We start from the raw sequence: 16,232 nt of genomic DNA on the forward strand, positions 1-16,232 counted from the left end.
CGTTTTTTATATGTTTTTCAAATGATTCTTCCTTTGGTGTTACACTTAAAATTCTTCGTTTTTCATCGAGCTCAAAATCAAGATATTCAGAAAAATTATGTTCAACTTCTTTTGTTAATTTTTTCATATTTTTAACTTGCTCAACTAAACGTGTAAAGTACTCTGTGTAAAATGAAACTCGTTCTGATTCTTTAATAGGTTCATAGAGCAAAACAATATTAAATTTCTTATTTACATCATCAAAAACTTTGTCTTTCACAATCATTCCGAATGATTTTTTATCACTTGTTAAATTACTAATTTTATGTTTAAATTTGTCTTTATTTTCATCTAAAATTCTTTGCAAATTTTTATTCCAAAGTTTAGCCATGATTATGAAAGAATAACCTTTTTTATCTATATTATGTATGTTTTTGGCTGAAAAATAACCTCTATCCATCACTAGACAATGATCTTTAATACCAATTGTTTTTATTTTTTCTATCAATATATCACACTGAGACATATCAGTCACGGAACCGGCATAGATTTCATAAAATAATGGAAAATTGTTAATTTGATCAGTAACTAAACCAATATTAATGATTGGTTCATTTTTATTTTCCTTAGCATATCCATATTCAGCTTTTTTAACATTTTTTGATGATGTATTTACATTGGTTGAATCAATATTGACATAACTTTTATTCACATTATTATTTAAATTTCTTTGGTAATTTTTAAGTCAAAGTTCTGAAAATTTAGCAATTTTTTCTGCAGTTAAATGTTTATTTAAAATTTCAGAAATAGTTGATTCAGATTTCACTTTTTCTAACCCTGCATAATTTTTAAAAAGTCATGTTTTAAACCCTTGAATCGTGTTTGAACAATTGCTAGAATAATAGCAAACAAGTGCTTTTATAATTGTTGAATTAGTTCCAAAAATATTTTTCAATATATCATCAATACCGATTTTTTTAAAAATTAAGTCGAATACAGCATATGTTCCAAAAGATAAAGTATCACTAAATTCAAGATCTTTTTCAATTTCAACAACACTTTCATCTGAAAAGTAATTAAAGTATTTTTCATTTGGAAACATCATTCGTTCACCATTTTCATTCGTTGTAATTAAACCTATTAAAACCTTTTTCTCTTTGTAGTATTTTTTTGATTTTATATATTCTCTATCAACCACCAATTGAACTCATTCACCATTCTTTTGTTTTGAAATTTTTGCACCTTTAGGCACTTGAACCATTCTGAATTTATCTAACATTTTTGCTCCTTTTTTGATAGTATAATAATTATACTAAAAAACAAACAAAATGGAACAAATTAATATAAAAAAATAACCATTTTTGAAGAAAAATAGTTATTTTATGAAATTTTGGTTGTTAGTATAATTTTTTACCGAAAGTTTAGAGTATGAATTCACTCAATCTCCCACAAAAAAAAGAACTCATAAATGACTATGAATCCTTTAAATATTTTAAACATAAATTAAAATGCTATAGGTTAACAAAATGGTCAATAACACCAACTAATGAGCCTGCAAGCAAGGGTGAAATCACAGGTACTCAACTATATGATCAATAAGCACCTATAAGTTCATTTTTTCGTTTTTTCATTGAGATAATTTCAGTGAAAAAATACACAATTCTAGGGCCTAAGTCCCTTGCAGGATTGATTGCATATCCTGTAGAAGAACCAAGCGACATTCCGATTGAAACAACTAATAATGTAACTGGTAAAACACTCAATGCGCCTATGCTTTCTGCAACTTTTGAAGAACTAAATACTGCAATTAAACCAATTAAAACAAGTGTGCCTACAAACTCGTAAGACAAATTTTGCACTAATGCTTTATCTTTAAAATTGCTGTATGCTGGCGAAGTACAATGACATGCTCTTACAGTATTTAAATCTGTATCTTTAATATGTTTTCAGTTAATAAAATTCAGTACAATTTGACCAAATATTGCACCTAGTATTTGGAATGGAATATATGCAAGTAGGCTAGCATCAAGTGAATTTATTGCCGCATACACACTCACTGCGGGATTAAGATGACCTGATCCACCAAGCGCTATTGAGACTAACACACCAAACATTACTGCAAAACCTCAACCAAATGCAATAACTACTCATTTTCCAGGCTGATTTGCAAACATTTTTGAGCCAGAAACTGAATATCCTACACCATTACCAAGCAAAATTAAGATTGCTGTACCTAAAAATTCTGATAATAATTTTAAAGCAAATTCCATAACTACTCAATATCCTTTGTTCAATTCAGTGTTTTTTTGACTGCAACTTCTCAACCTTTGATCAATTTTTCAACTTCTTGAGTTGAAAGTAATGGGCTAAATTCTCTCTCAATTTTGTTGATTTCTTTTAATTCGTCAATATCTTTTCAATATCCAACAGCTAAGCCAGCCAAATATGCAGCACCTAACGCAGTAGTTTCAGGATTAAGCGGACGTTGAACTTTAAGATTTGAAATCGATGATTGAAACTGCATTAAATAATTAGAATTTGAAGCACCACCATCAACTTTAAGCATAATAATTGGTTTGCCTAAATCCTTTTCCATTGCTTTAATTAAGTCATAGCTTTGATATGCAATTGAATCAAGTGTTGCCTTAATAATATGTTCACGTTTGCTTCCTCTTTCAAGACCAAAAATTGCACCACGTGAATATGAGTCTCAATATGGAGCACCTAAACCAGTAAAAGCAGGAACCACATATACTCGTTGATCATCATTAACCAATGAACTAAAGAAATCACTTTCAGCAGAATTATAAAGAATTCGCAACGAATCTCTTAATCACTGAATGGCTGCACCGGCAATGAATACTGAACCTTCAAGTGCATAAACTGTTTGTTGTTTGCCAATTTTTCATGCAATTGTCGTTAAAAGTTTGTTTTTACTTTTAACTGGTGTTGTTCCAGTATTTACTAAGGTAAAGCAACCTGTTCCATATGTATTTTTTACCATTCCAACTTCAGTACATAACTGACCAAATAGTGCAGACTGTTGATCACCTGCTACTCCAGTAATTGGTACAACACCTTTAGCACTTTTTGATCAATAGTAAGGAGCTACTGTACCATATTCTTCAGATGAAGACTTAACTTCAGGCAATATTTCTCTTGGTATTTCAAGTAGGTCCAATATTTCTTGATCTCATTGTAATGTATGAATATTGAAAAGCAGTGTTCTTGATGCATTAGACACATCAGTAGCATGCACCTTGCCATCTGTAAGTTTTCACATTAATCAGGTGTCAATAGTTCCTGCTAATAAATTACCTTTTTGCAGTTTTTTGTGTGCTTCAGGTACATTTTTCAATATTCATCTTATTTTAGTTCCACTAAAATAAGGGTTGATTATTAGACCTGTTTTTTCTTGTATTTTTTCTGATCAACCTTGTTCAATCAACTCTTCACAATAATCAGTAGTTCTTCGATCCTGTCAAACTATTGCATTGTACACTGGTAATCCAGTCTTTTTGTCTCATAAAACCACAGTTTCACGTTGGTTTGTGATTCCTAATGCAGCAATTTCATGCGAACCGATATTTGCTTTAAGTTTTGCACTTTGCATTGTTCCTAATTGAGCAGATCATATTTCAAGAGGATCATGTTCTACTCAACCCGACTGTGGAAAATACTGACTAAATTCTGCTTGACTTGAAGCTACTACTTCACCAGCATGATTAATAACTAAGCTTCGACATGAGGTTGTTCCTGAATCTAATGTAATTATGTATTTTTCTTTCATATATCTCCTTGGATTTGTTTAAAACTCTACCTTATAGGTTGGTTTATATTGAGGATTTTTCTCAAGTTTTAGTCCACTTTGTTCAACAAGTTTTGCAATTTCAATTGCAATTGCAGGTGCTGAAGCAATTGCAGGCGATTGCATTCCTGCTGCATTGATAAATTTGTTATTTTTGTGTGCTGGACGTATAACAAAATCATTTGTCTCAATGTCTATAGGTCTTGAACCCGCAAGAGTCATTACTGTTTTATCTAAACGAATTGAAGGAATAATTTCTTTACCAATATTACCAATGTATTCATATTTTTCTTGAGTAACTACTCTTGTATCTTCTTTAGCAATTCCTTCTTCAGCAGTAGGACCAACTAACACATGACCATCTAACATTGGAGCAACAATTACTCCTTTTCCATGAATTGTAGGCACTTTAAAACAAATTGAATTTACTATGCCACTTTCACTACGTGCTAAAATACGATATTGACCTCGACGTGCCTTTTGTTCAAAATCGCCATAACCAGCAAGTTTAGCAATAACATCTGCATAATGACCAGCAGCATTAATTATTACTTTTGAACTAAATTCTTCACCATTTTTTAGTCCAACACTAAACATATCGTTAGCAAAATCAATTCTATTCACTTCAGCAGATGTTTTTAAATCTGTACCATTTTGTTTAGCACAGCCTAAAAATGCATAGGTTGCTCGTACTGGATCAATTGCTCAAGAACTTGTACAAAGTAAGGCACCTAAAACATTTGGATTCACGTTTGGTTCCTTTTTAAGAACTTCTTCTCTTGAGATTATTTTTAAATACTCTTGAGGTACCTTATTTATAAGTCCACGTTCATAAAGCATATGAACGTGTTTCATTTCTTCTTCATTAAATGCTAATATTAACGAATCAACTTGTGCATTTGGAAACTTCAAATTTTTAAATATTTTGTTTCTTCATAATTCATTACCTATAACATTAAGTTTTGCTTCAATTTTTCCAGGGTCAGGATCAAAGCCTCCATGAATAGCGCCCGAATTACCTTTTGATGTTTCATCAGCAAATACAGGATTTTTTTCAAGTAATAAAGTCCTTAATTTGTACTGTGAAAGTTCATAAGCAATAACGCCACCAATAATTCCACCCCCTATAATAATGACATCATATTTATTATTCACCATTAAACCTCCTGCTGCTATTTTAATGTGTGAATACATTTTTGCTCAATAATATTGAGTTTTTAAAGAAATAATTCCATAATTTTTAAAGTATTTGGAAAATATTTCCACAAATAGACAAATAAAACGTAAATAACAAGTTATACAGTAGTTATTTACGTTTATATAAATTATTTTCAATGTGTAGAATTGATTTCATAATGCAGAACAATCAATATTCCAGTATTTAGTGTTGTTTGTTAAAATTAACCAAAAAAACACTCAAAATCAGTCATTTTTTGCTGTTTCATATGCAAAAAATAATGTGTGTATAAATATTGCAAGACTTTTTATTACGTTTTTTTACTAAAAATACTCATAAATGTGTATATAAGTAAATTTATGGTATCAATTACATATCGACTATTTATAAAAAATGTATAAATACAGACAAACATTTTTTTTGCATTTTTTTTGTATTAATTTAAACATCAAAAATTCGTATTGTATTTGGAAAATTCACTCACCAGTAAGAAATCAATAATGCATCAATATATAATTTATGGTAATTTTAACTACGAAAAAAGGAATAAATTATTATGAGTAAAAGATGAATATTAAGCACTCTTACACCTCTAGCAATTGCTCCTGCAACGTTAATGAGTGCGAAAGTTAGTGAATCAAAAACCACAAAACCAAATATGAAGGACGTGACAAACCCTGAAAAAGCTGCTTTAGACACAAATGAAAAATATATAGATTTTCTTAAAAAGACTTTTGATAAAGACTTCAAAGAATTAAAAGATGAAATCATTAAACATTTTAAAGACCATGCTTCTTCATCTTCAAACACTGAAAAAGCATTAAACAAATGATTTATGTTGCTTAGTGATGCGTTAAAAATCTTTGATAAAAAAGATGATGAAAATTACAAATTAAATTTAGCATACAATGCAATTAGAGTTGGAAGTGCAATAAATAATTATGGTGATGCATTGAGTCAAATGTTAACACTAGTCAGTGTTTATGACATTAATTCATCAGAGATTTATGACTCATTTGAAAAACAATTATTACTAAATATGAAAAAATTTGGTGTAAATGATATTGATCAAATTACAATTAGACCTGATGACACAAAACAAAAAATTGATGGTGACACATTATTAAGAACATTAATTCTAAACACAATTGCAACAACATATGCTTCAGACATTAAAGAATCATTTGACAAAATAGATGAAGAAGAACAAAAAATTGATGAATTAAGTTTTGAAAGTAAAGAAATAAAAGATCAAATTACGCAAAAAGAAACTGAAATTAATGAGTTAAAACAACAAGACCAGTCAAAACAAGAAGGTCTAACACAACAAATTGCACAAAAAGAAACAGAAATCAATAATTTAAAACAACAACAAACTCAAAAAGATGAAGAAATCAAAAAACTTAAAGAATCAACCAAAAAAGAAAATATTCAAACTCTAAACAAAAAAATTGAAGAAAAAGATAAAGTACTTAACACTCAACAACAAAATCTAACTCAATTAAGAGGAGAAGTTTCTGAATTTAAAGACTTATCTGATAAAAGAGAACAAGAAAACAAAAAACTAGTCAAAACAAATGTAGGTGTAGGTGTTGCACTTGGTGTTACTTCTGTATTATCAATTGCTTCATTGACTGCACTAGGTATAAAACTTAGAAGAAGATAAGCATATCAAAAACTCGGTTAAACCCGAGTTTTTTTAATGTGTTATTCTATGCGTTAATTAACCAAAAGTACTCAAAAATGAGTATTAGACAAACATTTTATTGAGCAATTCTTGCTTGATTTTTTTGAGTTTTTCACACTTACGCTGATGAAGTGTTAGGAGTGAGTCTAGAGTGGAGAACGTCTGAGCTATTTTATTTTGTTCGGGGAGTTGAGCAGTTAGTAAATAACTTTCATTCAGTTCATCTAAGTTTATTGTTTTACCAACTCTCAATCCATATGTGAATGGTATTAATGATTTAATAAATTTTTTACCATTAAAAACATATTTTCAAAAGATTGGATCTGATTTTAGTGGTTCGGAAAACTTTAAAACTGAGTATGCAGGCGATGTTATGCCACGAAATGGCGAATATGCAAGACCACTGTCGTATGTTGATAGATGTAAAACAAAGTCGTGCTTGTCTACTAATACATAACTTTTTAAACTTGTCGCTGACACTGATATTGAGTAGTTAATTTGAGATCTTATAAACATAGTGCCTGCTTTCGAAGCAGTTAATTGAGGCAATTCTGTATACCCTTTTCGAGTAATTTTATTAAGAATTTCACCAAACCTTTTTAGTTCTCAAGCGTAAGTAAATCCGGCGAACCGAATTGATGGAATATTTGAGCCCTCAACTGGAAACATTTTCTCAAGTAGAGTTTGCTTAATTTTTTTGAGTTTTTCACACTTACGCTGATGAAGTGTTAGGAGTGAGTCTAGAGTGGAGAATGTCTGAGCTATTTTGTTTTGTTCGGGGATATTGTCAATAAAATTGACCATTATATTTGAAAAAATCGATAATCAATGTCGCTCATGATTTACAACTTCATATTTTATCTTTTTGAGTATATTAAATATAAATACATCTTTGTGTAATTTATTAGCTTTTTTCAATATTTTCAATGCACTACTCTTTACTTTAAAGGGGAAATCAACAAAATGAGAAGAAGTTGTAAAATCATCAAAGATAATTACTGGAGAGTCGGTACTTGCGAAAAAAATACCAAAATTATCATTGGTGTAACCTAAAACAAAAGATTTTCCGGCTGTCAAAACTGGTGTTTTATATTTTTCATTATAATCTTCCGATGAAACAAGATATCTTGCAGGTTGTTCATAATCCAAAAAATCCCCCAACCTTTTTAGTTCTCAAGCGTAAGTAAATTCCTTAAAACGAATTTGAGGCACTAAAGCCTTATTCATTATTTGCCTCCAAGAACTTTTATAAGTTCATCAATAGCTTTCATATCACTTTCATCACCAGTAAGGTCATTTAATAGTGTAATAAGTTCTTTTTCATTTTCAACAATTTGTTCATCAATGTTGTTGAATGTGTCTTTGTATTTTGCTTCTAAATGTTCAAATTTTGAAACATAATCTTCAATAATAACGTTTGCTATTTTATTGATTTCATTGCCGATTTGAGTAGTTCATTTATTGATAATTAGTGAAACAAATTCATTTTCGCTAAGATTGTAAATTTTGTTTAATGAATCTTGTGTTATTTTGCTATTAAGTTCATTTTGTTGTTTAGTGAGACTTGCTCTTTGTTCAATGAGTTTGTTTATTTGAATCACTTTGTGTTCAAAAGAATCTTCATCATATGTCGAAGCATTTAGTGCTTTGACATATTTTTCTAATTCTTCTGCATCTAAAGAATTATCTTTTTCTTTGAATAGTTGATCAACTCTTTCTTCTTCAGGTATTGATTCAACAAGTTCATTAATTTGATTGTTGAGTTGCTCATTTTGTACTGAATATTGTTCTAAAAGTTCGAGTTGTGTTGCATAATAACTTTGAGCAATATCATTTTTATTGAATAATTGAGCATTAAAATCTTTGAGTTTTTTGCGTTTTTTTCCAGCATACTCTTTATCAATAATTTCGTCCAATATACTGGTTATTGAGTTGTTTTGGTCAAAATTACTCAATAGATCTAAACCATTTTTTATGTTTTCAAAGTTGTTTTTGATTACTTGATAGAATAAGTATTTGTCAACTAAATCTAATGAAGAAGATTGCTCAAAAACAAGCTCAACCAATTTATCTTCAAATGCTTCAGCATTAACATTTTGCATACTGCTTAGTGAGTTGAATGTTGAATTGAATAATCAGTTGATTTGTGCGCTGATTTGATCATATTTGGCTTTATAAATATTAACTGTTTGATCATTGATTATTAAGTCGCGAATTTGAGAATCATCATTGCTAATGATGTCAAAGTAGTTGTTATTGTTTGCTTTTAGCAATTTAGATTTAAGTTCAGGGAAGCATGCGAAGAATTTATCAAATTGTTTAAGTTCATCATGACTAATTCCACCATACATCAATGAATAAAGGTCATTTGTTTCACTTTTTTCATAGTTGTCTAGATAACGTGAAATATTTAAGTTGAAGTCATTGTTTTTGATTTCTTCAAAGCTTACAATGCGTGAAAAGCCTTCGATTTCAAGACGATTATTAACTACATCAGCTATTTTTTTGATATGCATTGCTTCAAGTCTATTTTTTTTAACACCTTTAACGAAAAGTTTAGAAGCATCAATGAATTGAATATCTCGAGTGTCTTTTTGTTTTTTAAGCACCATTATGATTGTTGAGATACCGGTACCATAAAAAATATTAGATGGAAGACCAATAATTGCATCAATTTGACCTTTTTCAATAAGTTTGCTTCGAATTTGTTTTTCGCTTCCCCCTCTAAATAAAACACCGTGTGGAAGAACAATGGTTAAAATACCATCATTTTTAAGATGGTAAAGGTCGTGAAGCAAGAATGCATAATCACCTTTAGATTTTGGAGCAATTCCATATTCTTTATATCGAGGATCATTTGTTTTGTTTTCATTATCTCAGTTTAGTGAATAAGGGGGATTAGATACAACTGCATCAACTGATTCATATTTGTATGATGTAATGTCATCATCGTTAAAAAATGGTCAGTCTTGCTCTAGTGTATCACCGCAACGTACTGAAATATCAGCAGGATTAATCCCTTTCATAACAAGGTTCATTCTGGTGATGTTGAATGTTTGTCTAATTTTTTCTTGTGCAAAGAATTTAATTGGACTTTTACTTTTGTTGTACTTTCTAAATGCATCACTGATGGTTAAAAGAAGTGAACCTGAACCTGATGTAGGGTCATAAACCTTGATTGTTTCACGATCGCGAAGATGATAAGCAACAATTTTTGCCATCAATAATGACACTTCGTGAGGTGTGTAAAATTCACCACCTTTTTTTCCTGCTCCGGCAGCAAATTGAGCAATTAAATATTCATAAACAAAACCTAAAACATCGTATTTACCATGATGGAATGGAATACGTTGAATTATATCAATTAGATTTGCAAGCATTTTTGATTGTTCAGTAAGGTTTGTTGAATATTTTGACATATCGTTTTCAAAAACGCCAAAAATATTTCCATAAAGCTGTCTTGAATTATTACTTAATGATCTGTTAAATTCTTCAATTGCATCTGTTAGTGTTTTAACTGTAAAGACATTGATGCTTTTTCATTGTGGATTAGTTCAAACTTGATAAAGGTTTTCATAGTGAATGTAGTATCCTAATTCTTTTTTAATTCTTTGAATTAATTCAGTTATTTCTTCTTTGTCATTGATTGAACTATCGCTAAAATCTATTGTTCTTTGTTCATAATCTTTTGTAAAACATTCAAGGTCGTTTTCATCAATTCCCTCAGAAAGCATGAAGTCAATTTGCTTTTGTGATAAGTATTTGTAGAAAATAAGTCCAAGAATGTAGTCTTTATATTCATTGGCCTCAAGTCCACCCCTAAGTTTGTTTGCAGCCTCTCACAAAGTGGCTGCTAGTTTTTGTTTTGAAAGTATATTATTTTCCATTATTTCCCCTTTTATATTACAAATATTAATATTATATTGAAAACATTACACAAATTCATTAAATAGTCGTTTTGCTTCATAATGACAATAAAAATTTCCACCTTTTTCATATCAATAACTAATAATTAAAATTGTTTGCATGATTCAACACAATTTTATGTATTGAAATTAGCGATAAGTACTCAAAAATGTGTATATAGGGCAAAATTAATGTTCTATGATTGACTTAATTCAAATAAAAAAGTGAGTGCTATTGCACTCACATATATTAATTAATATTCACCATCTCATTCAAATTCGTATTCAAAGATTCGAACAGTATCACCAGGTTGGATTCCTAACATAACCAATTCATCTCAAACACCAATTTTTTTAAGAATATTATTGAAACGTAGTAAGTTGTCATAACTCACAAGTGGAATTTTTTCATAAAGTTGTTGTACTTTAGGACCACTTACTTCAAAATAACCAGCATAAGGACTAATAACATCATAGTCTTTTTCAAGAGTTATTTCAACTATTTCATCTTGTTCAACTTCTTCAATTGGTTTAAGTTTATTTTTTTGAATTAATTCTCATAGTTTTTGTTTTACTTCATCAAGATTTTGAGCGCTTAATGCAGAGATTTCAACTACTTCAATGTTTGGATATTTTTCCTTAAACACTGCTAAATGAGTATTAAATGAATCAAGATCGCTTTTGTTTGCAATGACTAGTTGGTCTTTTTTTTCTAAGTTTAAACTGTAATTTTTTAGTTCCTGATTGATTGTTTCAAAGTCAGCTATAGGGTCTTTATATTCGCTACCAAAGTCAATAATATGCGCTATTACTCGACATCTTTCAATATGTTTAAGGAACTGAATACCAAGTCCTTTACCTAGCGAAGCGCCTTCAATAAGTCCTGGTAAGTCAGCTATAACAAAAGAGTTTTCAAAATATTTAACTAGTCCAAGTTGAGGTACAAGTGTAGTGAATTCATATTCAGCTATTTTTGCTTTTGCATTGCTTATTGCACTCAAAAGTGTACTTTTGCCCGCAGATGGTTTTCCAACTACACCAACATCTGACAAAATTTTAAGCACGATATGTGCTTCAAATTTTTCACCTCTGCTTCCGTTTTCACTAATTCGAGGTGCAGTGTTGCGAGGTGATTTGAATTTCATGTTTCCCCGACCACCTTGACCACCTTTTGCTACTAGATAAGGTTTTGGTTCAATAATATCTGCTACAACCTTGCCTTCTTTATAAACAACTGTTCCGATAGGAACTTGAATATATTTATCTTTACCAGCAGCTCCATAAAGGTTTTTAGGTCCACCATTAACACCATCTTCTGCAGAGATTCTTTTGTTTCCATAAAGAGATAAAAGAGTATTTTTGCCTAAATCACCAACAAAATAAATGTTGCCACCACGACCACCATCGCCACCATCTGGTCCACCTTTATCAACGTGTGCTTCTCGGCGGAATGAAATCATTCCATCGCCACCCTTACCAGCAACTAATTGAATTTTGATTTCATCAATAAATCGGGCCATTTTACCTCCTTACTTATAATTTTATTAATTTTCTTCTTCTTGTTCTTGTGCTTTATTGAATTTAGATAAATAATCTAAAATAGCAATACCTAAACCATGTTCTTGTACTGATCTAGTTACATATTTTGCTTTTTCTTTTACGTCGTCTTTTGAGTTGTCCATTGCATATGAATAATTAAATCTTTTAAACATACTAAAATCATTTTCGCTATCACCTATAACCATAACATCGTTTGTTGAGTGATGTTTAAATATGTTTTGCAGCATTCATAAAATTGCTTTACCTTTTGATGCACCACGTGGAAGAATTTCTAAATTCATATGTGTTTTAATGATTTTTACATCACAGGTACGTAAGAATGCAATGATTTCATCAATGTTTTCAGCATTTTCAAAATAGACTTCAATTTTAGAAACGTTTTTAATTTCTTGACCCTCATATAATTCAAATTGGTCAAAATGTTCATATCTAAAATAAATTCTATTTAGAAATTCTTTATCCTCATCTCTAAAAATATAAAATGCATCTGAACTCCAACCAGCTGCTGAAATATTTAACTTTCTGAAATGGTCAAATATTTTTTTAACATCAGCTGGCAAAAGGAATTCTTCACGTACAAATTTATAATGTCTAAAATCATAAATTTGTACTCCACTAGAACCGATTATGTAGTCTGCATTTGTTAGTTTTGCTAATTTGAACATTTTTGGACAAATTGGATTACCAGTAGCTATATTAAAACTCAATTCATTTTGTTTAATAACTTTTAAATTAAAGTTTGAAACATAACCATTACTTGTGTAGATGGTTCCATCAACATCGCTAAAAACAACAGGTTTTTTCTTCATAATAAACACTCCTATTTTAATAATTAATAATTTAAATTTATATTTATATCTTAATTTTTATATTAAAAATGCTAATAAATAATACACTATTTTTTTAATATGTCCTATAAACATTTTTTTACTAATATACACATTTTTGAGTACTTTTGGTAAAAATATCAATATTTTTTATTTTAAAAATTTACTTAATAAAAAGACAAAAATGTTTTTAGTGTTCATTTTAGATCTAATCTATTTGTAAGCTCTTTATGACTATTTATAAATTTTGTAGTTTAAAAAATATGACATAGATTTATACATCGTGTATCAGCACAATAAGCAATCAAATTTATTCTTAAATTTTACGTATATACACGTTTTTGAGTACTTTTAGTAAAAATTCTATTGATATTAAATAGAAATAAATCTAATTTGCATATTCAGAAAGCAATCGATAAATTCTTAAAATAAGCCAAAATTGACATTTTTTCCACATTTTTACCCCGAAACGCAATTTTTTTTGATTTTATAGGCCTATATATATATATATATATAAAACTATGTATATTAGCTTCATAAAACTATAAATCTAAATGAAAGGATATATATGAACGAAAATCAAAAAACAAAAGATGAGGACAAACGTAAGAAAAGACGTGCTGGAATCATATTAGGTTGTGTACTTGCCGGAGGTGCTGTTGCTATTGCAGCAGCTATAGCTGTACAATGCACGAGAGTTAAAGATCCAATTAAAGTATCTACACTTTCTGTGAATGCAACCAAAGCTACATTCCAATTAACTAATTTAGACAAATATGTAGATAGTAAAAATCCTAAAAAATTATCATATGTAATTTATTCTAAAAATGAACCAACCAAAATGCTTATAAGTGGTGAATTACCAATTACTAATAAGCAACTTTCAATCGCTGTTGGTGATGCTCAAGGATCAAAATTAAGTCCAAATACTGAGTATACTTTAGTTGTAACAATTGATGGTGTAGAAGTACAAAAACTACCATTTAAAACTAAATCTAAAGATGAACAACCTACATTTAATTTGAAAAACATTACTTTCGAAGATGTAAATATTAGCGATAATAAAGCCAAAATTAAACTTACAAATAATGACTTTGATCACATTAAAGACAAATCACTTACAATCAAGATCACTTCTTTAGATCCATCTAAACCTTTTGAAAAATCATTAGACCATAAAGTAAGTGGAAAAAGTTTTGAGGTAGAGTTTGAAGAACTTAAATACTCAACAAAATATAAAATTAGCGTTCTTTATGAAGATAAAGAATTGGTAACTCACACATTTACAACATTAGGCCTAAATACAGAAAAACAAATTAAAGAATTTAAGCTAAATGATATTAAATTCGAAGATGTAAATATTTCTGAAACTAAAGCCACAATAAAATTGACAAATGAAGGCTTTGCACACATTAAAGACAAATCACTTACAATTAAGATCACTTCACTTAAAGAGGGTGTTGATTTAAACAAATCTAAAGATGTTAAAGTTTCAGGAACTAGTTTTGATGTTAATTTTGATGAGTTTGATTTAAAAGCAAACACAAAATATAAAGTTAGTGTTTTATATGAAGCAAAAGAATTATCATCGCATGAGTTCAAAACATTGGTTCCAGCAGTTGAAGTTCATGAAGCAAAACAAGGAAAAGATGCATTTTTAGCAGTTGGTAAAGTTTTAAGAGAGTTAAATACTAAATTTAGTGCAGAAACTAAACCTAAATGACTAAAAGAAGAAAATAAAGATGAACAAGTTTGAGCAAACATTACTTATGAAGTTGAAGTTGAAGTAAATAGTTCTATTCAAAAACGTGAAGTTTCAAATAGAGAATGAGTACTAGCAAAATACGATTCAAATGATAAATCTGTAAGTCTAAAAACATTTTATTCAGTACCTGCGCAAGCCACTGATGATAAAAACAAACCATTACCAATTAAGTCATATAAATTAAAACAAATTGAATTTGAAAATAATAATCACAAAGAAGCATGAACTCCTAAAACACCAATTGTTTCAGATAGCAAACTTGATTTTAATCCACCTATGGTAAGAGATGTTATTAAGCAAAATGGCAAACTTTATATTGAATTTAATGAAAGTATTGAAGGATTAAGCTTTGCAGCACAATTGCGTTACAAAGAAGTAAGCGATACATTTGATAATCCATTTTCACGAAAATTCCTTCCTGATGACAACTATGAACCAAAAGTTGTTAGAAGAGCAAACCAAAAAGTAGGTAACATCCTTGAAATATCATTAAAAAATATGAAAGACAATGTGGAATATGTTCGATTACTCTCACTTTTTGTTAGAAACAATGAAAGAACATACCAATATGCTTTTTCTACTTTTAGACAAAATGAAGACAAAGCCGACCGCATAAAAATCGATCTTAAAAAAGCTAAAGAAGAAGCAGCTCTTAAAAGTAAGATATTGAGTAATGATGCAAGTGTATCAAAGAATGAACCAGACATTATAAAAAGAGATATTACACTTACTCAAAAATCAGATAAAAGACCATCTTATCTTACAAATGACGATAAAATTCAACAACTTTTAATTGGTGGTGTTCAATGAATGTTAAAAGCTAATAAAAATGATGAAGCGCTTCCATTAGTAAAAGGATTCCCTGAAACCGGTGTTCATGGTTTTGCAAAATATGACAGTGCAAAGAAAGAAGTTCAATTCTTCTTTGAAGCACAATTACCGATTAAATATACCGATCCTAATGATAATAAAGTAAAACAAATAGCAGATTATAAATTGGACTTAATTCTTCTAGTTGGTGGACTTAAGGAAAACGGAAAAGAACAAGAACTTATACAAATACCATTAAATGAAAGTGTTAAGGCAGATGAGCAAAAAGACTTTAATCCACCTAAATTAACTCATATTCAAAAAGTAGATAATGTAATTTACTTAGCTTTTGATAAAGATATTGATAAAGGTAAATTTGGTGCATTAGTATTAAAATCATCAAATGGACAATTAACTAAAGCAAATGATAAATTTTCTCCAATTGACTCAAAAGATATAAAAGTTGAATTTTTATCTTTTGAAGACAATAGTACAAAAAATATTGTTAAGGTTTCGTTAAATAATTCAAACGATGAAGCTAAACTATCACAATTTAACTTGAGACTAGCTGATAGAACATATGTATTTGATTTAACAAAAGATGATAAACTAAAAGACAGACTAGTTTTTAACTCTAAATCTCAAAACAACTAATATTCAAAAAAACTGATGTTTTTTTAAACAAAAGACATCAGTTTTTTTTATTGATTTTTA

At 29.3% G+C, this 16,232-nt stretch carries 10 protein-coding genes; 2 read left to right on the forward strand and 8 right to left on the reverse strand.

The window, feature by feature from the left end; all coding sequences use genetic code 4:
• The 4 genes from E1I18_RS01235 to glpO form a co-directional block, all read right to left on the reverse strand.
• Positions 1–1,258: IS1634 family transposase (locus E1I18_RS01235; protein ID WP_141483796.1), on the reverse strand; the 1,258-nt coding region annotated here is incomplete at its 3' end.
• Between the two features lie 232 nt (positions 1,259–1,490).
• Positions 1,491–2,249, reverse strand: coding sequence for an MIP/aquaporin family protein (locus E1I18_RS01240; RefSeq protein ID WP_211334693.1), 759 nt, complete (start codon positions 2,247–2,249; stop codon positions 1,491–1,493).
• Between the two features lie 2 nt (positions 2,250–2,251).
• Positions 2,252–3,769 (reverse strand): glycerol kinase GlpK, encoded by a 1,518-nt coding sequence (glpK, locus tag E1I18_RS01245; RefSeq protein WP_141483797.1) that lies wholly within the window; start codon positions 3,767–3,769, stop codon positions 2,252–2,254.
• 18 nt (positions 3,770–3,787) lie between these two features.
• Positions 3,788–4,942 carry a type 2 glycerol-3-phosphate oxidase gene (glpO, locus tag E1I18_RS01250; RefSeq protein ID WP_141483846.1) on the reverse strand — a complete coding sequence of 385 codons (1,155 nt, stop codon included), beginning with the start codon at positions 4,940–4,942 and terminating at the stop codon, positions 3,788–3,790.
• Between the two features lie 578 nt (positions 4,943–5,520).
• Between glpO and E1I18_RS01255 the strand changes: the two genes are divergently transcribed.
• Entirely contained in the window at positions 5,521–6,630 is a 1,110-nt protein-coding gene (locus tag E1I18_RS01255; RefSeq protein ID WP_141483798.1) for a hypothetical protein, read from the forward strand.
• An 84-nt stretch (positions 6,631–6,714) separates the two neighbouring features.
• On the opposite strand, the gene E1I18_RS03775 is transcribed toward E1I18_RS01255, so the two are convergent.
• The 4 genes from E1I18_RS03775 to E1I18_RS01275 all read right to left on the reverse strand — a co-directional run bounded on the left by E1I18_RS03775 (position 6,715) and on the right by E1I18_RS01275 (position 12,925).
• Positions 6,715–7,878 carry a restriction endonuclease subunit S gene (locus tag E1I18_RS03775; protein ID WP_211334695.1) on the reverse strand — a complete coding sequence of 388 codons (1,164 nt, stop codon included), beginning with the start codon at positions 7,876–7,878 and terminating at the stop codon, positions 6,715–6,717.
• Positions 7,878–10,538, reverse strand: coding sequence for a type I restriction-modification system subunit M (locus E1I18_RS01265; protein WP_141483799.1), 2,661 nt, complete (start codon positions 10,536–10,538; stop codon positions 7,878–7,880). The genes E1I18_RS03775 and E1I18_RS01265 overlap by 1 nt, the downstream gene beginning before the upstream one ends.
• 272 nt (positions 10,539–10,810) lie before the next feature.
• Complete coding sequence (obgE, locus tag E1I18_RS01270; RefSeq protein ID WP_141483800.1) at positions 10,811–12,076, reverse strand: GTPase ObgE; 1,266 nt, start codon at positions 12,074–12,076, stop codon at positions 10,811–10,813.
• 24 nt (positions 12,077–12,100) lie between these two features.
• Positions 12,101–12,925, reverse strand: a complete 825-nt coding sequence (locus E1I18_RS01275; RefSeq protein ID WP_141483801.1) for an HAD-IIB family hydrolase — start codon at positions 12,923–12,925, stop codon at positions 12,101–12,103.
• Positions 12,926–13,511: 586 nt separating this feature from the next.
• Between E1I18_RS01275 and E1I18_RS01280 the strand changes: the two genes are divergently transcribed.
• Positions 13,512–16,172: a hypothetical protein gene (locus E1I18_RS01280; protein ID WP_141483802.1), complete on the forward strand. Its 2,661-nt coding sequence runs from the start codon at positions 13,512–13,514 to the stop codon at positions 16,170–16,172.
• Positions 16,173–16,232 lie beyond the last annotated feature (60 nt).

It is taken from the genome of Mycoplasmopsis mucosicanis (assembly GCF_006546935.1).
Taxonomy (GTDB): domain Bacteria; phylum Bacillota_I; class Bacilli_A; order Mycoplasmatales; family Metamycoplasmataceae; genus Mycoplasmopsis; species Mycoplasmopsis mucosicanis.